Origin of the sequence: Glycomyces sp. NPDC046736, assembly GCF_040645615.1 — a bacterium.
Classification (GTDB): Bacteria; Actinomycetota; Actinomycetes; order Mycobacteriales; family Micromonosporaceae; genus Glycomyces.
In genome coordinates, this window is the sequence record NZ_JBEYYO010000001.1 from 374,382 (window position 1) to 391,843 (window position 17,462).

Annotated in this window: 17 protein-coding genes; 6 read left to right on the top strand and 11 right to left on the bottom strand. The window is 69.7% G+C overall.

Going from position 1 to position 17,462, the window contains the following annotated elements; translation table 11 throughout:
- Positions 1 to 106 precede the first annotated feature (106 nt).
- Together AB0B28_RS01700 and AB0B28_RS01705 are read left to right on the top strand one after the other, a co-directional pair.
- A complete protein-coding gene (locus tag AB0B28_RS01700) occupies positions 107 to 772 on the top strand; it encodes a response regulator transcription factor (RefSeq protein ID WP_360114739.1) in 666 nt (221 codons plus the stop codon).
- Complete coding sequence (locus AB0B28_RS01705) at positions 769 to 1,890, top strand: HAMP domain-containing sensor histidine kinase (RefSeq protein ID WP_360114742.1); 1,122 nt, start codon at positions 769 to 771, stop codon at positions 1,888 to 1,890. The genes AB0B28_RS01700 and AB0B28_RS01705 overlap by 4 nt, the downstream gene beginning before the upstream one ends.
- 101 nt (positions 1,891 to 1,991) lie before the next feature.
- Here the strand turns inward: AB0B28_RS01705 and AB0B28_RS01710 are convergent, their stop codons facing one another.
- The 7 genes from AB0B28_RS01710 to AB0B28_RS01740 all read right to left on the bottom strand — a co-directional run bounded on the left by AB0B28_RS01710 (position 1,992) and on the right by AB0B28_RS01740 (position 8,651).
- A complete protein-coding gene (locus AB0B28_RS01710; RefSeq protein ID WP_360114745.1) occupies positions 1,992 to 2,864 on the bottom strand; it encodes a hypothetical protein in 873 nt (290 codons plus the stop codon).
- A 14-nt stretch (positions 2,865 to 2,878) separates the two neighbouring features.
- Positions 2,879 to 3,580, bottom strand: a complete 702-nt coding sequence (locus tag AB0B28_RS01715; RefSeq protein ID WP_360114748.1) for a hypothetical protein — start codon at positions 3,578 to 3,580, stop codon at positions 2,879 to 2,881.
- Between the two features lie 4 nt (positions 3,581 to 3,584).
- A complete protein-coding gene (locus tag AB0B28_RS01720; RefSeq protein ID WP_360114751.1) occupies positions 3,585 to 3,905 on the bottom strand; it encodes a type VII secretion target in 321 nt (106 codons plus the stop codon).
- On the bottom strand, positions 3,905 to 4,297 hold the full coding sequence (locus AB0B28_RS01725) for a YbaB/EbfC family nucleoid-associated protein (RefSeq protein WP_360114754.1): 393 nt from the start codon (positions 4,295 to 4,297) through the stop codon (positions 3,905 to 3,907). The genes AB0B28_RS01720 and AB0B28_RS01725 overlap by 1 nt, the downstream gene beginning before the upstream one ends.
- Before the next feature lie 116 nt (positions 4,298 to 4,413).
- Positions 4,414 to 7,452: a BTAD domain-containing putative transcriptional regulator gene (locus AB0B28_RS01730; RefSeq protein ID WP_360114757.1), complete on the bottom strand. Its 3,039-nt coding sequence runs from the start codon at positions 7,450 to 7,452 to the stop codon at positions 4,414 to 4,416.
- Between the two features lie 157 nt (positions 7,453 to 7,609).
- Positions 7,610 to 8,086 (bottom strand): hypothetical protein, encoded by a 477-nt coding sequence (locus tag AB0B28_RS01735; protein WP_360114760.1) that lies wholly within the window; start codon positions 8,084 to 8,086, stop codon positions 7,610 to 7,612.
- Between the two features lie 124 nt (positions 8,087 to 8,210).
- Positions 8,211 to 8,651 carry an Lrp/AsnC family transcriptional regulator gene (locus AB0B28_RS01740; protein WP_360114763.1) on the bottom strand — a complete coding sequence of 147 codons (441 nt, stop codon included), beginning with the start codon at positions 8,649 to 8,651 and terminating at the stop codon, positions 8,211 to 8,213.
- Between the two features lie 116 nt (positions 8,652 to 8,767).
- Here AB0B28_RS01740 and AB0B28_RS01745 point away from each other — a divergent pair, with 116 nt between their 5' ends.
- Positions 8,768 to 10,150 carry a tryptophanase gene (locus tag AB0B28_RS01745; RefSeq protein WP_360114766.1) on the top strand — a complete coding sequence of 461 codons (1,383 nt, stop codon included), beginning with the start codon at positions 8,768 to 8,770 and terminating at the stop codon, positions 10,148 to 10,150.
- Between the two features lie 4 nt (positions 10,151 to 10,154).
- On the opposite strand, the gene AB0B28_RS01750 is transcribed toward AB0B28_RS01745, so the two are convergent.
- The 4 genes from AB0B28_RS01750 to AB0B28_RS01765 form a co-directional block, all read right to left on the bottom strand.
- On the bottom strand, positions 10,155 to 11,777 hold the full coding sequence (locus AB0B28_RS01750; RefSeq protein WP_360114769.1) for an acyl-CoA dehydrogenase family protein: 1,623 nt from the start codon (positions 11,775 to 11,777) through the stop codon (positions 10,155 to 10,157).
- 60 nt (positions 11,778 to 11,837) lie between these two features.
- The gene (locus AB0B28_RS01755) at positions 11,838 to 12,767 is read right to left on the bottom strand and encodes a sigma-70 family RNA polymerase sigma factor (protein WP_360114772.1); all 930 of its coding nucleotides are present in this window, start codon (positions 12,765 to 12,767) and stop codon (positions 11,838 to 11,840) included.
- A 10-nt stretch (positions 12,768 to 12,777) separates the two neighbouring features.
- On the bottom strand, positions 12,778 to 13,959 hold the full coding sequence (locus AB0B28_RS01760; RefSeq protein ID WP_360114775.1) for an FAD-dependent oxidoreductase: 1,182 nt from the start codon (positions 13,957 to 13,959) through the stop codon (positions 12,778 to 12,780).
- A gap of 89 nt (positions 13,960 to 14,048) precedes the next feature.
- Complete coding sequence (locus tag AB0B28_RS01765; protein ID WP_360114778.1) at positions 14,049 to 14,528, bottom strand: DUF805 domain-containing protein; 480 nt, start codon at positions 14,526 to 14,528, stop codon at positions 14,049 to 14,051.
- A 155-nt stretch (positions 14,529 to 14,683) separates the two neighbouring features.
- Here AB0B28_RS01765 and AB0B28_RS01770 point away from each other — a divergent pair, with 155 nt between their 5' ends.
- From AB0B28_RS01770 to AB0B28_RS01780, 3 genes are all read left to right on the top strand, one after another.
- On the top strand, positions 14,684 to 15,283 hold the full coding sequence (locus AB0B28_RS01770; protein WP_360114781.1) for a hypothetical protein: 600 nt from the start codon (positions 14,684 to 14,686) through the stop codon (positions 15,281 to 15,283).
- 101 nt (positions 15,284 to 15,384) lie between these two features.
- Positions 15,385 to 16,335, top strand: coding sequence for an acyl-CoA desaturase (locus tag AB0B28_RS01775; RefSeq protein WP_360114784.1), 951 nt, complete (start codon positions 15,385 to 15,387; stop codon positions 16,333 to 16,335).
- Positions 16,332 to 17,405, top strand: coding sequence for an alpha/beta hydrolase (locus tag AB0B28_RS01780; RefSeq protein WP_360114786.1), 1,074 nt, complete (start codon positions 16,332 to 16,334; stop codon positions 17,403 to 17,405). Before AB0B28_RS01775 ends, AB0B28_RS01780 begins: the two co-directional genes overlap by 4 nt.
- Positions 17,406 to 17,462: the final 57 nt, after the last annotated feature.

Below are 17,462 nucleotides of genomic sequence, written 5' to 3' on the forward strand. Positions count from 1 at the left end.
AAGCGGCGAGCCTAAGGTGACCGGATATGGCCCGAATATGACGCGCCCATAACCGGGCCATACGCCCGGCGGCGACCATGACCGGACCGAACCTGGGAGGACCGACGTGCGCGTGCTGATCGTCGAAGACGAACGCCCCCTCGCCGCGATGCTCGCCAAGGGCCTGCGCCGCGAAGGGTTCGCCGTGGACGCCGTCCACGACGGCGAGACCGCACTCCAGCGCCTCACGGACACCGGCTACGACACGATGCTCCTCGACCGCGACCTGCCCGGCCTCCACGGCGACGACGTGTGCCGCCGCGCCCTCGCCCTCGACCCCGACTGCCGCATCCTCATGCTCACCGCCGCCGGGACCCTCGACGACAAGGTCTCCGGGCTCGAACTGGGCGCTGACGACTACCTCGCGAAACCCTTCGACCTGCCCGAGCTCGTGGCCCGCCTGCGCGCCCTCTACCGCCGCGCCGCGCCCGCGGCCGAACCGGTCCTCACCTTCGCTGACCTCGTCCTCGACACCAACCGCCGCACCGTCCGCCGAGGCGATCGCTCGATCCACCTCACCGGCAAGGAACTCGCCGTCCTCGAACTGCTCATGCGCGCCGACGGCGCGGTCCGCAGCCAGGAGTACCTGCGAGAGAAGGCCTGGGACGCGGGCACCGATCCGCTCACCAACGCCGTCCGCATCACCATCTCCACCCTCCGCCGCAAACTCGGCGACCCGCCGATCCTCCACACCGCCGTCAACGCCGGCTACCGCCTCGGGGACCCGCGATGAGGCGACTCACGCTCCAGACCCGCCTCACCGCGAGCTACGGGCTCCTGTTCGGCATCGCCGGAGCCGTCATGGTCGCGATCCTCGCGCTGGCCCTGCGCTTCCTGCCCGACTACGACTTCAGCCGCACCGTCCACCTCGACGAGTCCGACATCGTCACCGCCGAGCAAGGCGTCCCGCCCTCGAACGACCTGTTCGCGATCGCCTCCCGCGACGACCTCATCCGCGTGGTCCTCCTCGTCTCGATCACCGCGCTGGCGCTCGTGGTCGCGGCCACGATCCTGTTGGGCCGCAGGCTCGCCCGGCGGCTCCTGCAACCGGTGCGCGACGTGAACACCGCCGCGCAGAAGGCCGGTGCTGGGGACCTCTCGCATCGCATCGGCGCGACCGGTCCCCGTGACGAGCTGCGCGAGCTGGCGGACACGTTCGACGCGATGCTCGCCCGCCTCCAGGCCCACGTCGAGGCCAACCGCCGTTTCGCCGCGAACGCCTCGCATGAACTCTTGACACCGCTAGCGACCACGAGGACCACGCTGCAAGTGATGCGCGCGGAGTCCGACGACGCCGAGACGGCCGAGTACGCGGCGATCCTCGCCGACGCCAACGACCGCAGCATCGACATCACCCGCAGGCTTCTCGAACTCGCCCGCCTCGAACAGCCCCGAACCCTCGCCGACGAAGCGGACCTCGCCGCGCTGCTCGACGAGGCGCTGGGGGAGCACCGAGCGGCCGCCGAGGCCGAACGCCTCACGATCACCGTCGACGCGGCGCAGGCCCCGATCCCGTGCGACCGGGTCCTGCTGCGCCAACTCCTGTCGAACCTGATCGGCAACGCCGTCAAGCACAACCACGAGGGCGGCCACATCGACATCCGGCTCCGGACCGAAAGCGGCACCGCCCTACTCGACATCGCGAACTCCGGCGCGGTCCTCGACCCCGCCGACCTCGCGAACCTCTTCGAACCGTTCCACAGGGTCGACCCCCGCACCAGCAGCGACCGAGGCCACGGCCTCGGCCTGGCGATCGCCGAGGCGATCGTGCGAGCCCATCACGGCACGATCAAAGCCAAAGCAAACCCAGAAGGCGGCCTCACGATCCAAGTCGCACTGCCCCTCACCTGAACCCAGAAGAGGCCGGCAGCGGCTTGAAAGCCACCACCGACCTCATCCCGGGGAGCGCACACCGGCTGATTCCGTCTGGCGCAGGAGATCAACCAGCGGCGCTAGCTCTTGGGACCCCCATCCGAACCCGAGTCGCCGTTTTTTGGCCGTGTTCCCGCATGGGGATCTGGCGGCGGCTGCCTGTTCGTGTTCGGCTCGAAGTAGTTGGTCGAATCGTTGCGGTCCAGATGCGTGGGCGGGCCCGGAATCATCGGATCGGCGGGTTTGGCCGCATAGCCGGTGTCCGGGTTGTACGGGGCTTCGATCGAAACCGGAGCGCTGTCGAACCCAGCCTCGATCCCCGCTGCGGTAATGGCACCGAAACCGCCGTCGGTGAAGACGCCGAGGAGCATGTTCCCGAAGTTCAACGAACGCATGATCACACCCGGACCGCCGGATTCGGACCGGCTGAACCAGCCCCTGAGATGTCCGGCGACCTCTTGCGACATGCCTCCCGTTCCCTGCTGCTCAAGTCGCTGGAGCGCCCCCACGTTGCCCTCGTTGTCGGCCAAGGCCTGAACGAGATCAGTCCCTGTCTCGCCGTCGTGCCGCGCCAGCGCCTCGAAGATGGCATGCATCTGCCCGCGCTGGTTCTGGTCGAGGTTGTCGAAGACCGAGAATCCGAGAGGACCGAGGCCGGTCTCCTTCGGCATCTTGATCAGCCGGTCCCCTTGCATCGGGTTCGCGCCGGTGATCGCGCCATCGACCACGGCTCGCGAGATCCCGTCCTGCACCAACGAGACCGTCGGGGCGCCTTCGACCTGGAACGTCGGCATCTGTGGACCGCCGGAGCCGTCGCCGCCGAGGTTGGTCGAGACGCCGTCTCCGGCCTGCTGCGCCTGAAACGCGGGGGCCTCGAAACTGGTGTCCGGGGTGATCGTTCCGAAATTGGGGCTGTCCGGTGTGATGTTCACACTGATGTTCGGGGTGCTCATCGAACTCGTCCGTCCTAGAACTCGAGAAGAAGTCTGAGGTTCTGGAAACTGGCGATGAGCGCCATGACCCAGCTGAAGACCGTGCCGCACCATTCGATCACGGTGCCCACAATGCCTACGGCGACTGCGGGCGCGGTGACGATGCCCGCGCATTCGAGTGCCCAGACGATGAGTTTCGCGATGCCGTCGGCGATGAACTCTCTGATGAGCTCGCGCGTGATCTCCATCAGGCCCCGCGCGCCCAGGGTGGCCGTGCCCATCGCCGCGGCGGTGCCGCTGAGGCCGCCGATCGCCTCGACGTTGTGGCCCATCAGCGCTCGGTAGCTCTCGGAGGCCTCGCCGTTCCAACCTGGCAGGTCCTTCGCCAGCGCCGCCCCGAGGTCCTCCCAGATCGAGAACAACTCGTTCGAGGTGTTGTACCAGGTATCCGAGTGCGCGGTGAGCGTGTCCGGCTTGCCGGCGACGAAGTCCAGCGCCTCTCGCAGCGGTTCGAAGTACTCCATCGCCCAGCCCAGGCCGTTCGACAGCAACGCGCTGAACGGGTCCATCGAAGCCCCGTACACCTCGAACCCCAGACCGATGCCCCCGAGGCTCGCATCGACCCAGTTCTCTGACGAGATCGCGTCGGCCACGCCGTGCGCGCTCTCGAGCAGACCCGCGCCGGTCGACCACTGCCGAGACGAGACTTCCTCGGCGATCAAAGGGTTGTCACTCATGCCCTTACCCCTCCAACTCCGCCAGCAGCCCTTGCAATTCCTGCTCCACCACCGCGTCGGTGTCGTCATATGCGGCCGCCGCGGCCCGCAACTCACCAGCGGCCGCTGTCAAGTTCGCTTGAACGGCCGCCACGAGTTCGACCTGCGTGAATTGGCGGCCGATCATCACCAACCCCATCCACGCGCAGTACACGCCATACGCCTCATAGTCGAACGTGATGTATTGGCTCGCCTCCCCGACCGACTGCATGCGGTCGGCCAGCGCCTCCAACGTCGCCGCGTGCGCCAGCAGTTCCTCGGACTCGACGCTGTATCCCTGTGCCATCACACCCCCGCAGGCGTCGACGGGAACTTGCCGGTGCGCAGGCGCTCGGCGATCGCCTGGCCGGCGGCGCTGTCCTCGCCCATCGTCTCGCCGATGATCTCGGCGGTCTGCTCCGAAGCGAGGCGCCGCGCCTCGGTGATCGTCTCCATCAGCGTGCGGGACACGTCGTCGGGCTGGACGCGCTTGATCCGCTCACTGAAGCGGACGTCGATCAGCGCCCCGCTGGAGTCGACCGTGACCTCGACGATGTGGTTCGGGTCCTGGTGCGTGCACCGCAGCCCCTCCCGCCGTTCGCTCATCGCCCTCGTGTTGGCCGCCATCGTGTCGAGGCGGGCCTTCCACTCTTCGATGCGCGCGACTGCCGCAGCGGGGTCGGTCCCTCGAAAGTCCATGCCGTGCTTTACCTTTCGCCAGATCAGCGGAGCCGGCTCGTGCCAGGGCTCCGCGCTGACGATGACGCTAACGCGGCGAACTTGCCAAACACTTGCCGTCGAACCCCGCCGGACGGCTAGCTGTGCCTTGCGGCGGCGATCGCAGCCAGCAGCGACTGCGCCAGTCGGATGAGGAGACCGAACTCGGAGGTGCGGGCCAGTTCGAGCGCGGCGTGTGCATCGGCTTCTGCCGCTTCATGTTCGCCCAGGTGAAGCAGCGCGGCGGCGCGCGCGCAGGTCGCCTCGGTTCGGTAGTAGAGCGCGTCGGTGACGGCCAGGTCGAGTGCGCGGTCGAAGCAGTCGACGGCCGCGCGGTGCTCTCCGATCGCGTCCTTTACCGAGCCGAGCGCCGAGAGCGCGTTGAGCCCGATGCGCTGGTCGGAGATCCCGTCGAGCCCGTCGACCGCTCTGGTCGCGTGGTCGAGGGCCTGTTCGTGGCGTCCGGCGGCGAGGTGGATTCGGGCGGCCAGGGTGAGCACCGTGACGCTTTGGCTCACTCCGCCTTGAGTTTTCAGAACTTCATCCATATAGGACTGTGCGATGTCGACGTCGCCGTGCAGCCGATGGGCGTTGGCGAGGTTCGCGCGCAGCGACCCCTCGAAGGTGAACATGTTCCGCTCGACGGCGAGGTCGAGGCCCCTGGTGAAGTACTCGATGCTGGTGTCGAGCTCACCGAGGTGGCAGTAGGCGACCCCGATGATCGCCAAGTTGGCGACCTCTCCGTCGTAGCCGTCCAGTTCCACCGCGATCCGCAGCGCCGCCTCGCCGTGCGCGATCGCCTCCCGCAGCCGCCCTAGGCTCGCGCAGGCGTGGGCGATGTTCTGCTCGGCGGCGGCCTGGCAGCCGGGAAAGCCCGCGGCCGCACCGAGCTCGACGGCGCGGAGGCCGTGTTCGATGGCCTCCTCGGGGCGGTTGCAGCGGAGCATGGCGGTGGTCAAGCCGAGTTCGGTGACGGCCTGCCCGGCCAGATCGTTTTCGGCCTCGGCGGCCGCCAGGGCCGCTCTGCCCGCTCGCAGTCCGTCGGGACCGTGCGCACTCAGCCAGATGTAGCCGCGCAACAGGTCATTGAGTTGCCACGCGATGCGTTGCGGGCCATGCTCGGCCGCGTAGACGACCGCCGCGATGAGATTCCGATGCTCCGTCTTGAGCCACACCGACGCGGTCTCGCGATCCATCTCTGGCAGCACATTGTCCTGTTTAGACAGTGGTATGTGGTAGAACGACGGATAGACGCGTGCACGGCACTCGTCAGCGCCGTGCAGGTACCAGAGCAGCAACCGCTCCGAGGCCGCGAATCGCTCCGGTTCAGGATCTTCGGCTGTGAGCTGTTCTGCGGCATAGAGACTGATCAGGTCGTGCAGCCGGTACCGCCCGGGCCGATGGTGATCGACCAGATGAGCCTCGACCAGCTCCCCGAGGGCCCGTTCGGTGGCGTCGAGCGACGCGCCCGAGAGGCTCGCGGACCCTTCGGCACTGATGTCCGTCCCCGGAATCGAACCGAGCAGCCGGAACAGTCGCCGCGCGCTCTCAGGCATCGCCCGGTATGAGGACGCGAATACCGCGCGCACGGCCGCGTCGTCGGCGTCGTCGTCGATCCGAAGCGAGTCCAACCGGTCGGTGCGCGAAAGCCGCCGAATATAAGCGCCCACATCGGGATTGGGGCTCTCGGCCAGGTTCGCGGCGGCGATGCGCAACGCGAGCGGGAGCCGACCGCACCGTTCGGCCAGGTCGCCCGCGTCCTGGTCCGGCACGCGGAGCAGGCGGGCCACCAGGTCGCGCGCGTCGCCGCTTGCGAGCGGCCCGAGCGTGAGTGCGACGCCGCCCGGCTCGGTGACCAGCCCGTCGAGGCGGCGCCTGCTGGTGACGACCACGAGCGCGTTCGGCCCCTCCGGAAGCAGCGGCCGAACCTGGTCCGCGCTGGCTGCGTTGTCGAGGACGACGAGCAGGCGGCGGTCGGCGGTGCGCTCGCGCAGGCGCGCGGCGGCCTCGCCCGGGTCGAGGGGCACTTGCGCGGGCGGGACGCCGAGCGAGGGCAGCATGGTCGCGAGCGCGTCGATCGGCCGCAGCGGCGGGGTGTCGCCGTGGCCGCGCAGGTCGATGTAGAGCTGCCCGTCGGGGAAGCGGTCGGCGGCGCGGTGCGCCCAGTGGACGGCCAGCGCGGTCTTGCCCACGCCGCCGATCCCGGTGACCACGGCCGTGCGTCCCTGCCCGGGCCGCTCGACCAGTTCGTCGAGGGCCCGCAGTTCGTCGCCGCGCCCGGCGAACGGGTGTGGCGGCCGGGGCAGTTCCCTCGGCACTTCGGCGACCGTCGCAGACTGCCGCAGAGCCTCCCAAGCGCCGTCGAGGCTCTCGGTGGCGAGATCGGCGAGTCGCGCGTCGTCGTCGCGCACGGCTTCGTGCATGCGCCGCAGCGACTCTCCGGGTTCGACGCCGAGGTCCTCGATCAGCTGCGCGTGCTTCGCGCGGTAGACCGCGAGCGCGTCGTCGCGCTTGCCGCAGCGGTGGAGCGCGAGCATGAGCAGCGCGGCGAGGTGCTCGTCGTAGGGGCGCTCGCGGGAGGCCTTGGCCAGCGGCCCGAGGAGTTCGGCGTGCCTGCCGAGGTCGAGGCCGAGCTCATGGGCCGACGTGTCCGCGGCGAGGCGTTCCTGCGTCAGGCGCTCGGCTGCGGCGGCGACGAGTCCGGAGTGGACGATGCCGCCGAAGGGCTCGCCGCGCCACAGGTCGAGCGCGCGCCGGACGGTGTCGAGCGCGGCCTGGGTGCGGCCGTCCTGGCGTTCGCGTCCGGCGCGGGCGGTGAGCGCGCTGAAGCGGGCGGCGTCGTATTCGCCCGCGGTCACGGTGATCTGGTAGCCGGCCGGGCCGTGTGCGAGGTGCCCGGCGTCGCCGAGGTGGCGGCGCAGGCGGTGGACGTGGACTTGGATGCTCGCGGCCGCGGTGGGCGGCGGGGCGTCTCCCCAGAGGACTTCGGTCAGCTCGTCGATCGCGAGCGGGCGTCCGGCTCGGGCCAACAGCGCGGCGAGGAGCCGCATCCGCAGTGGCGAGGGCTGCGGCCCGAGTTCGCCGCCGACGCGGACCTCCAACGGCCCCAAGGCTCTGAGGTCGAGCTGGTCTGCCACGCGAGGCGACTCCGTTCCGTGCGGGGTCCGTTCAGCACGTAGTATCCCCGGCCGCGTCCGCGAGCGTGCGGGCGGTGCGGCGAGGGTGGCCCGGCTTCACTCGAAGCCGGGCCACTACGCGAGATCGCGCTCTCTCGTAAAGCGGAGATCGCGCTCTCTAGCAACCGCAGATGACGATGCCGGGGTCGAAGGCCGCGTTCCGGTCGCGCGGCTCCTCGTGGTGGCCCCAGCCGTCGGTGTGGGCCTTCTCGTGCGCGCCCACGCGGTCCCAGTCCGACTGGCCGGCGCCGTAGCGCTCCATCTCGCACTTGTCGTAGACGATGTACCAGTCGCCGACGGACCACCAGGTCGCGTAGGCGAGGACGTTGTCGTAGCAGTCGCCGCCGTAGAAGGTCGGCACGTGGCCGTCGATGTCGGGCGGGTAGGTGTGCCCCTTGTCGCCGTGGTCGAGGACGGTGAAGTCCGCGTTCTGGGCGGCTTCGATCTGCTCGGCGGTGGGGTCGGTGATGACGCTGAGCGTCAGGACGTTGCCTTCGTGGGTGTGGTCGTCCACCTCGGACGCGGGCAGGGCGGCGGCCGGGGCCGCCGTCATGACCAGCAGCCCGACGGCGGCGAGCAGGATTTTGAGACGCATATGCAATCCTTTGGGGGAGTAGGAATGGAATATACGGTAATCAGCTGATATTTCTCTAAGGTTTGCATACAGATATAGATATGTCAATGAATGCACAATGTCCTGGCACGCCGCTGAGCTTCGATCACGCCTCGGGCTCGACCACCGCCGACCAGTCCAGCGGCTGCGACAGGACCATGCTGCTGCTGGGGCGCCCGTACCTGGCGAGTCGGTCGATGAAGGACTCGAACTCGGCGATCGACGGCACCGCCGCGATCAGGACCGAGCAGCCGTCCCCGGTGATGCGGAACAGCTGGCGGATCTGCGGCCACCCGAGCACTTCGGGATCGCGCAGCAGGCAGCTGGGCCCGTAGCAGTCCATCACCACCACCGCCTGCACCGGCCGCCCGGCCCGCTCGGGGTCCACATGCGCGTGGTACCCGCTGATCACCCCGCTCGACTCCAGCCTGCGCACCCGCTCGGCCACCGTCGGCGCCGACAGGTGCACCCGCCGCGACAGCTCGTTGAACGAGAGCCTCGCGTCCTCCTGAAGCTCCTGGAGCAGCCGCCAGTCCATGCGATCCATGCGAATTTCCATTCATAAGACCAAGATCAACTTTGGGTTCCGATCGTAATCCCGATCGCTTGATCCGGGTGGTGATCACCCTTCTCATCGGCCACTCCAGGCGCCATAGTGTGATCATGGACGAGCTCGCGTTTCGCACGATCATCGAACCCTTCCGCATCCACTCGGTGGAGCCGATCAAGATGACCACCGCCGCGCACCGCAAGGCGCAGCTGGAGGCCGCTTCCTACAATCTCTTCCAACTCCACGCCGACGAAGTGCTCATCGACCTGCTCACCGACTCCGGCACCGGGGCGATGAGCCGCGACCAGTGGGCCGCGATCCAGCACGGCGACGAGTCCTACGCGGGCTCCCCGTCCTACTTCGTCTTCCGCGACGCCGTGCGCGACCTCTTCGACTTCGAGCACGTCATCCCCGTCCACCAAGGACGCGCCGCCGAACGCATCCTGTTCTCCGTACTCGGCGGGCCGGGCAAGATCGTCCCCAACAACACCCACTTCGACACCACCCGCGCGAACGTCGAGGCCACCGGCGCGAAGGCCGTCGACCTCGTCATCCCCGAAGGCACCGACCCGGCCTCGCCGCACCCCTTCAAAGGCAACATGGACCTCGACGCGCTCGAAGCGCTCCTGTCCACCCAGGGCGAGAGCGTCCCGTGCGTGTTCGTCACCATCACCAACAACAGCGGCGGGGGACAACCGGTCTCGCTCGCCAACCTCCAAGGCGTCCGCGACCTTTGCGACCGGTACGGCAAACTCCTGTTCCTCGACGCCTGCCGCTTCGCCGAGAACGCCTGGTTCATCCGCGAACGCGAAGCGGGCCAAGGCGACCGCGACGTGGTCGACATCGTGCGCGACATCGCCGCGTTGGCGGACGGCATGACCATGAGCGCCAAGAAGGACCCGATGGGCAACATCGGCGGCTGGCTCGCCCTCGACGACGACGCCCTCGCGCAGGAGTGCCGGAACCTGCTCATCCTCACCGAGGGCTTCCCGACCTACGGCGGCCTGGCCGGGCGCGACCTCGAAGCGCTGGCGCAGGGCCTCAAGGAGGTCGTGCAGCACGACTACCTGCGGTATCGGATCGGCTCGACCGCCTATCTCGGTGAAGCACTGGAGAAGATCGGCATCCCGGTGCTCAGCCCGATCGGGGGCCACGCGGTCTACCTCGACGCCCGCGCGCTGCTGCCGCACCTCGACCCGCTGGAGTATCCGGGGCAATCGCTCGCGGTGGCGCTCTATGAGCTCGGCGGGGTCCGCAGCTGTGAGATCGGCACGGTGATGTTCGGCCGCAGGCCCGACGGCACGGAGTCGCCCGCGCCGATGGACCTGGTGCGCTTGGCGATCCCGCGCCGCACGTACACGCAGAGCCACGTCGACTACGTGATCGAAGTGTGCGAGCGCCTGGCCGCGCGAGCGCACCGCCTGCCGGGCTACCGGATCACGCACGAGCCGAAGGCGCTGCGGCACTTCACGGCCCGGTTCGAACCGATCCGGTGAACCGCTAAGCGACCGGCAGGTGTCGCTCCACAATGGCCTTCGCCGCCTTGACCGGCGTGGCCCCGTAGCCGAGTCCTCGGCCTGGGCCGAGCCGTGTCTCGCAGAACGCGTCGGCGATCTGTGCGGGCGCGTGCGCGATGAGGAGCGCGGCCTGCAACGCGAGGCCGAGGTCCTCGGTGAGCCGCCTGGCCCCGGCCGGTTCGACGCCTGACGCGAGGCGCTGCTTGAGCGACCGGACATGCTCGCCCAGCCGCTCGTCGGCGTACGCCGCGGGCCCGATCTCGGCCAGGAACGCCTCGCCGGTCTCGGGCGCGGTGGCCAAGGCGCGGAGCACGTCGAGGCAGATCACGTTCCCCGATCCCTCCCAAATGGACAACAAGGGCTGCTCGCGGTAGCGCCGCGCCAACGGGGCTTCCTCGACGTACCCGTTGCCGCCGAGGCATTCGAGTGCCTCTGCGGCGTGGCCCGGGCCCCGTTTGCACACCCAGTACTTGGCCACTGCGGTCGCCAACCGCCGGAACGGCGCGTCGGCCGGGGTGTCGTAGGCCGCGGCGAGACGCATCATGGTCGCGGTCGCCGCCTCGGACTCGACGCACAGGTCGGCGAGGACCTGTGTCATGAGCGGCTGGTCGACCAGGCGCGAGCCGAACGCGCTGCGGTGCGTCGCGTGCCAGGCGGCCTCGGTGACGCTCTGCCGCATGCCACCCGCGGTGGCGATGACGCAGTCGAGCCTGGTGTGATTGACCATCTCGATGATGGTCGCGACGCCGCGGCCCTCCTCGCCCACGCGGTGGGCCAGGGCGTCGTGGAGTTCGATCTCGGCCGAGGCATTGGAGCGGTTGCCGAGCTTGTCCTTCAAGCGCTGCAACCGGATCGGATTGCGCGTCCCGTCGGGGAGGACGCGCGGCAGCAGGAAGCAGGTGAGTCCGCCCGGCGCTTGCGCGAGGACCAGGAACGCGTCGTTCATGGGCGCCGAGCAGAACCACTTGTGCCCGCGCAGGACGTACATGCCGTCCACTGTGGGCGTCGCGGTGGTGGTGTTCGCGCGGACGTCGGAGCCGCCCTGCTTCTCGGTCATCGCCATCCCGATGAGCACGCCCGCTTTCTCTTGCGGCGCTCGCAGTCCGGGGTCGTATTCGCTCGCGGTGATCAGCGGCTCCCACGCGGCCGCGAGTTCGGGCTCCCGACGCAGGGCCGGGACGGCGGCGTAGGTCATCGAGATCGGGCAGCAGTGGCCCGGTTCGATCTGGGCGAGCATCGACATGAGCACGGCCCTGGCCGCGTGCGCGCCCGGCCTGGCGTCGGCCCAGGGCATCGCGTGGGCGCCGTTCTCGACGGCGAGGCCCATGAACTGGTGCCACGCGGGGTGGAACTCGACCTCGTCGATGCGATTGCCGTACCGGTCGTGGGTGCGCAGGACCGGGGTGTTCCGGTGCGCGTCCTCGGCGGCGCGGGCGGTCTCGGCGGTGGCGAGCACACTGCCCAGTTCGCTTGCCCTGCCGCCGATCCAAGCCGCGCCCGACCACTCGGCGGCCTCACGCAGCGGCCCGTTGGTGTCGTAGAGGTTCCGGCCTGTCAGCGGCGGCGGCTGGTTGAGGACGTCGTGGGTCTCGGCGTTCGGGGCCATCGCACTCCCTTGGTCGGCGAATCCCACATCGTAGTACCGCCTGAGGCTTGAAGCCAGTGCTCACCAGGACGCGATGAGCGGCTCGCCCGGCTCCCGCTCTCGCCATGCGGCGGTGAGGCGTCCGAGCCGGTGGGGTGCGCCGATGCCGCACGCGAACGCGATCTTGTCGCCTGCGACGGTGAAGGCCACCATGCCCACGACGTCGCCTTCGAAGACGGCGAGCATCGCCGGGTCGCCGTTGACGAAGGCGAGGTGGATCTGGGGAGACCCGCCGATGATGCGGCGTTTCGCCTCGGTGGGTTTGAACCCGGCGCGGAAGATCGCCGCGAGTTTCTCCGGGGTGCTGAACTCCAGGATCGCGTCGGAGAGCCCGGCGCGGTCGGAGACGGCGGTGGCGTCGTCGGTCAGCAGCGCCACCAGGCGTTCGACGCGGCCCGAGCCTGCGGCGGCGAGGAACTCCTCCACGATCCGACGCGCCGATTCGGGGTCGACCTCGCCGCCCCGGTGGGCGTCGGCCACGCGCCGCTTGGCCCGGTGGCCGTGCTGCTGGCTGGACGCCTCGGTGATGTCGAGGATCTGCGCGATCTCGGCGTGGCTGTAGGAGAAGGCCTCCCGCAGGACGTACACCGCTCTTTCGTTGGGGGAGAGCCGTTCGAGGAGCAGCAGTACCGCGAGCGAGACCGATTCGCGCTGTTCGGCGGTGTCGGCCGGGCCGAGCATCGGGTCGCCGTCCAGGAGCGGCTCGGGCAGCCACGACCCGACGGCCCGCTCGTGCCTGGCCCGCGCCGACCGGAGCCGGTCGAGGCACAGGTTCGTGACCACTTTGGTCAGCCACGCCTCGGGGACCTCGATCCGCTCGACCTCGGCGCCCTGCCAGCGCAGGAACGCGTCCTGCACTGCGTCCTGGGCGTCGGCCGCCGACCCGAGCAGACGGTAGGCCAGCGAGGCCAGCCGGCTGCGACTGGCCTCGAACACTGCGGTGCTGTCCATGACCTCCACTTTAAGCGGAAAGTACCTCTCTGGTCGCCTCGGTGATGCGGCGCTTGCGGACCGGGACGCCGAACGTGGGGTTCGCGGTGCCGACCGCGCTGCCTTTGAGGACCAAGGCCTTGAAGTAGGCCGCGGTCCTCCCGGTGAGCGCCCAGGACTTGGCGGTGACCGTGCCGTCGACCAGCTGCAGGATCGCGTCCTTGCGGCCGAGGCTGATGTGGTTGCCCACGTACGCCAGCCGGCCCCACGAGAGTGCGTGCCCGGTGAGGTGCTCGACGATCCCGGCCACGGCGCGTTGCGCGGTGAACCCCGCTGAGGCGCAGGACATCGGCAGCGGGCGGCCGTTCTCGCCGACGGCGTGGACGGTGTCGCCGACCGCGTACACGTCCGGGTGCGAGACCGACCGCATCGTGTCGTCGACCAGGATCCGGCCGTCGTCGGCCACGGCGAACCCGGCTTCGGCCGCGAGCGGGCTCACCGCGAACCCGGCGGTCCACACCGTGGCGTCCGCTTCGAGGACCGTCCCGTCGGCGCAGGTCGCGCCGCCGGGCCCGACCTCGGTGATGTCGGTGTGCTCGTGGACGGTGATCCCGAGCCGCTCGAAGCACCGCCGCAGGTGCTGCTGCGCCCGCTCGGACAGCCACGCCCCGGGGACCCCGCGCGCGGCGAACGCGACGTCGAGGCCGGGCCGGGACTCGGCGATCTCGGTGACCGTCTCGATCCCGGTGAGCCCTTCGCCGACGACGAGGACCTTCGCGCCCTCGGCGAGGCCGTCGAGCCGGTCGCGCAGCCGCAGGGCCGCGTCCCGGCTGGTCACGTGGTGGGCGTGCGCGGCCACCCCGGGCACGCCGTGGTCGGCGACCGTGCTGCCGATCGCGTACACGAGCGTGTCGTATTCGAGGGTCTCGTGGCCGCCTTCAGCGGTGACGGTGACGCTGCGGCGCACGGGATCGACGGCGGCGACGTATCCGAGCCGCAATCGCACGTCGGTCCCGTCGAAGACCTCGGCGAGCGGCCGGGGCCGGATGTCCTGCCCGGCCGCGACCTGGTGCAGGCGCAGCCGTTCGACGAACACCGGGGACGGGTTGACCACGGTGATCTCGGTGTCGGCGGGATCGAGGCGGCGACCGAGGAGCCCGGCGGAGAACGCCCCGGCGTATCCGGCGCCGAGGACGAGGATGCGGTGCTTCATGATGACACTCCTGTCTGATTCGCGTGCCCTCTGAACGAGACGGCTCGGCGATTCCTGACAAGCCCCGAATATGACCCCGGTCACTTAACTCACGGCTGGGGTGGACCGGGCTGCGTATACGGCTGCGTATAAGGGTGCGCATACGGCTGGTACTGCGGCGGGAACGGGTAGAACGCGGTGACCGGCTTCGGGCACTCCCCGTACTGGTTCGGGGTCTGCTGGCTGTCCTCGAACATGAACACCAGCAGGATGATCGCGCCGACGAACGGGACGAACGCGATGAAGTACCACCCGCCCGAGCGCCCTGTGTCGTGCAGCCGCCGCACGATCAACGCCAACGTCGGCACGATGGTCGCCAACGCGTAGACCACGAGCGGTATGACCGGGAGCGCCGAGAGCGGCGAGGGCTCGCGCAAATTGACCACCAGCGTCACGATCCCCGCAATGGCGACCACGTAGAGAATCAGGATCGCCAACGCGTGAAACAAGACGAACATCCAGTACTCCTTGCGGCGGGCGCGCCCGCTGAAGTCCGCGTACTTCTTGAACGCCAACCGATACCACTGCATCGAAGGTCCTTTCTCAGGGGGTTCGCGCACTTCGCATGGAAGGCGCGAGGATCTGAGCAACGTACACGCACCGCCTCGCCTTGTGCTTGTCACCCGCCATCGGGCTTGCCCCCGCGGCCTACGATGGCCGTCCACCACAGAAAAGGACCCCGCCGATGCGCACGCTCACTCCCAAGCGCGGACTGCTCCTCGGGCTCGCCCTCGGCGCGGTAGGGACCGTCGCGATCGGACTGGTCCTGGCGCTGGCGATAGGGCTGCTCGGATCGTCGTCCGATTCGCCGCGAAGGGTCGTGATCGACGACGAGCATGTGGCAGTGGAGTTGCGTGTCCCGGCCGACATCGGGATCAGCGGGGTGTACGCGAACCCTGCTGAGCGCGCGGACTCGGCGTGCCGGGTGCTGGTCTACAACTTCGGCCGCCAGTTGACGATCGAGGCGGTCGCCGCCGACTGCGTGGACGAGGACGACGGGCGGATCATCAACGGCCGCCACGGCCACTACCGCACGATCGACGACGTCCCCGCCCCGCTCGACGTGGTCGAGGTCGACACCGGCGTGGGCACCGCGCAGGTCTTCCTCCAGGAATACGCCGAGTACACCAACACCAGCAACGAGTGGGAGGAGCCGGTCGCGATCGTGGTGCTCGACGACCCGGCCGACCCCGAGTTCCCGACCCTGGTGCTGCGCAGCGACAAGGCCGAACTCGACCGCGAGGCGTTCACCGAGATCGTGCAGTCCCTCCGCTCGCTCGACTAATTGTGATCTGAGTCACTTTTTGTCGGTGGTTCCCATCGTCGGCCCCGCCCGCTTCGAACCTGAGGTGACGGCGTCGGACGATGCGGAAGCGAGGCCCGGCCATGACGGCAGCCGACCGAACGATCAGCACCGGCCCGCGGCCCATGCTCGGCGCGCCCCGCGACGCCGGCCGCCAACTGCTCGTCTATCTCTTCCTCCTCATCCCCATGGCCGCGCTCGTCGCCGCGATCCCCTTCGCCTGGGCCACCGGCCTACTCGGCTGGACCGACGCGATCCTCGCCGTGCTGTTCTTCTACGCCACCGGCCACGGCGTCACGATCGGCCTCCACCGCCTCCTGACCCACGGCTCCTTCCGCGCCGCCCGTCCCCTCAAGATCACCCTCGCGATCCTCGGCAGCATGTCCGTCCAAGGACCGGTCATCGGCTGGGTCGCCGACCACCGCCGCCACCACGCGTTCGCCGACAAGGAAGGCGACCCGCACTCCCCTTGGCTGTTCGGCACCTCCCCGTGGGCGCTGGCGCGCGGCTTCTGGCACGCCCACATGGGCTGGATGTTCCAGCCCCACAACACCACCAACGCCGAACGCTTCGCCCCCGACCTCCTCGCCGACCGCGACCTCGTCCGCGTCGACCGCCTGTTCTGGCTCTGGACGATCGCGACGTTCCTCCTCCCGGCGATCCTGGGCGGCCTCATCACCCAGTCCTGGGCCGGCGCGCTCACCGCGTTCTTCTGGGCCGGGCTCGTCCGCGTCGCGGTCCTCCACCACGCCACCTGGTCGACCAACTCGGTCTGCCACATGGTCGGCGAACGGCCGTTCCGCAGCCGCGACAAGGCCGCGAACTTCTGGCCGCTCGCCCTCATGTCCTTCGGCGAGTCCTGGCATAACTCGCACCACGCCGACCCCTCGTGCGCCCGCCACGGCGTCGGTCGCGGCCAGATCGACACCTCCGCCCGCCTCATCCGCTGGTTCGAGCACGCGGGCTGGGCCACCGACGTCAAATGGCCCACCCCCGAACGCCTGGAGAAACTCGCCCGAAGCGGCGCCCAGTGACCTGGGCGCACGCCTACCTCCTGGCCGCGGTGCTCATCGCCGTCCCGACCGCGGCGGCGCTGTGGTCGCGGCCCCGAACCGCCCCCAGAGCGGTCTTCTACCTCGCGGTGACGGTCAACGAGACCCCGTTCGCATGGCTGGCCGTCCTCGCCGCCGGAGCGGCCCTCACCCGACCCGGAGGCCTGGCACTGGCCGCCGCGGCACTGGTCGCGGCCGGACTGCTCGAACTGACCCGGCGAGGCGCGACGGCGAAGCGGGCCGTGACCGCCGCGCTGGCTCCCGTACCGGTCCACGTTCGGTGGTCATACGTTCGTATTGTTTTGGCGCCGCTGCTGCGTCGCTGCCGCACGGTCGAGCACGTCTCAGGGATCGCGTACGGCCCGGCACCTGAGCACCGCCTCGACCTCTACCGGTCCAAGGACACCGAGGACGCGCCGGTGCTGGTGCACTTCTTCGGCGGCGGCTACAACTCCGGCCGCCGCGACACGCAGTCGCTGCCGCTGCTCTACCGGCTGGCGGAGGCGGGCTGGGTGTGCGTCAGCGCCGACTACCGGCTGCGGCCGAACTTCTCGTTCGAGGATCACCTGGTCGACGCGAAACGCCTGGTGGCGTGGGTTCGTGCGCACGGCCGCGACTGGGGCGCCGATCCCGACCGGGTGGTGCTGGCCGGTTCGTCGGCCGGGGCGCACCTGGCGGCGTCGGCGGCGTTCACCGCGGGGGACCGGTCGCGGCAGCCGGGGTTCGAGGACGCCGACACCTCGGTGAGTGCGGTGGTCGGCTTCGGCGGCTACTACGGCACGTATTACGGCCGCGGCGAGCAGACGTCGCCGCTGGGCCTGGCTTCGCCACAGGCCCCGCCCTGCCTGATCGTGCACGGGGACCGGGACACGATCGTCCCGGTGGCCGACGCGCGCCGCTTCGTCGCGGGGCTGCGCGACGCCGCCGTGCCGGTCGTGTACGTCGAGCTGCCCGGCGGCCAGCACGCGTTCGACCTGTGCCACTCCCTGCGGTTCGACGCGGTGATCGGGGCCGTCGCCGCCTTCTGCGAAGCGCCGCCGCCGCGCCGGTGAGATTTCCGGGCCCGGCGACCCGTCCGCGGCCCGGTCGGCTCCGAATCGTGGATGCAC

Excerpts from the sequence above, each read along its gene's own strand:
- AB0B28_RS01755 (WP_360114772.1), bottom strand. The coding sequence starts at position 12,767 with ATGGACAGCACCGCAGTGTTCGAGGCCAGTCGCAGCCGGCTGGCCTCG.
- AB0B28_RS01720 (WP_360114751.1), bottom strand. The coding sequence starts at position 3,905 with ATGGCACAGGGATACAGCGTCGAGTCCGAGGAACTGCTGGCGCACGCG.
- AB0B28_RS01775 (WP_360114784.1), top strand. The coding sequence starts at position 15,385 with ATGACGGCAGCCGACCGAACGATCAGCACCGGCCCGCGGCCCATGCTC.
- AB0B28_RS01770 (WP_360114781.1), top strand. The coding sequence starts at position 14,684 with ATGCGCACGCTCACTCCCAAGCGCGGACTGCTCCTCGGGCTCGCCCTC.
- AB0B28_RS01735 (WP_360114760.1), bottom strand. The coding sequence starts at position 8,086 with ATGCGTCTCAAAATCCTGCTCGCCGCCGTCGGGCTGCTGGTCATGACG.
- AB0B28_RS01715 (WP_360114748.1), bottom strand. The coding sequence starts at position 3,580 with ATGAGTGACAACCCTTTGATCGCCGAGGAAGTCTCGTCTCGGCAGTGG.
- AB0B28_RS01750 (WP_360114769.1), bottom strand. The coding sequence starts at position 11,777 with ATGGCCCCGAACGCCGAGACCCACGACGTCCTCAACCAGCCGCCGCCG.
- AB0B28_RS01760 (WP_360114775.1), bottom strand. The coding sequence starts at position 13,959 with ATGAAGCACCGCATCCTCGTCCTCGGCGCCGGATACGCCGGGGCGTTC.
- AB0B28_RS01705 (WP_360114742.1), top strand. The coding sequence starts at position 769 with ATGAGGCGACTCACGCTCCAGACCCGCCTCACCGCGAGCTACGGGCTC.
- AB0B28_RS01710 (WP_360114745.1), bottom strand. The coding sequence starts at position 2,864 with ATGAGCACCCCGAACATCAGTGTGAACATCACACCGGACAGCCCCAAT.
- AB0B28_RS01740 (WP_360114763.1), bottom strand. The coding sequence starts at position 8,651 with ATGGATCGCATGGACTGGCGGCTGCTCCAGGAGCTTCAGGAGGACGCG.
- AB0B28_RS01745 (WP_360114766.1), top strand. The coding sequence starts at position 8,768 with ATGGACGAGCTCGCGTTTCGCACGATCATCGAACCCTTCCGCATCCAC.
- AB0B28_RS01725 (WP_360114754.1), bottom strand. The coding sequence starts at position 4,297 with ATGGACTTTCGAGGGACCGACCCCGCTGCGGCAGTCGCGCGCATCGAA.
- AB0B28_RS01765 (WP_360114778.1), bottom strand. The coding sequence starts at position 14,528 with ATGCAGTGGTATCGGTTGGCGTTCAAGAAGTACGCGGACTTCAGCGGG.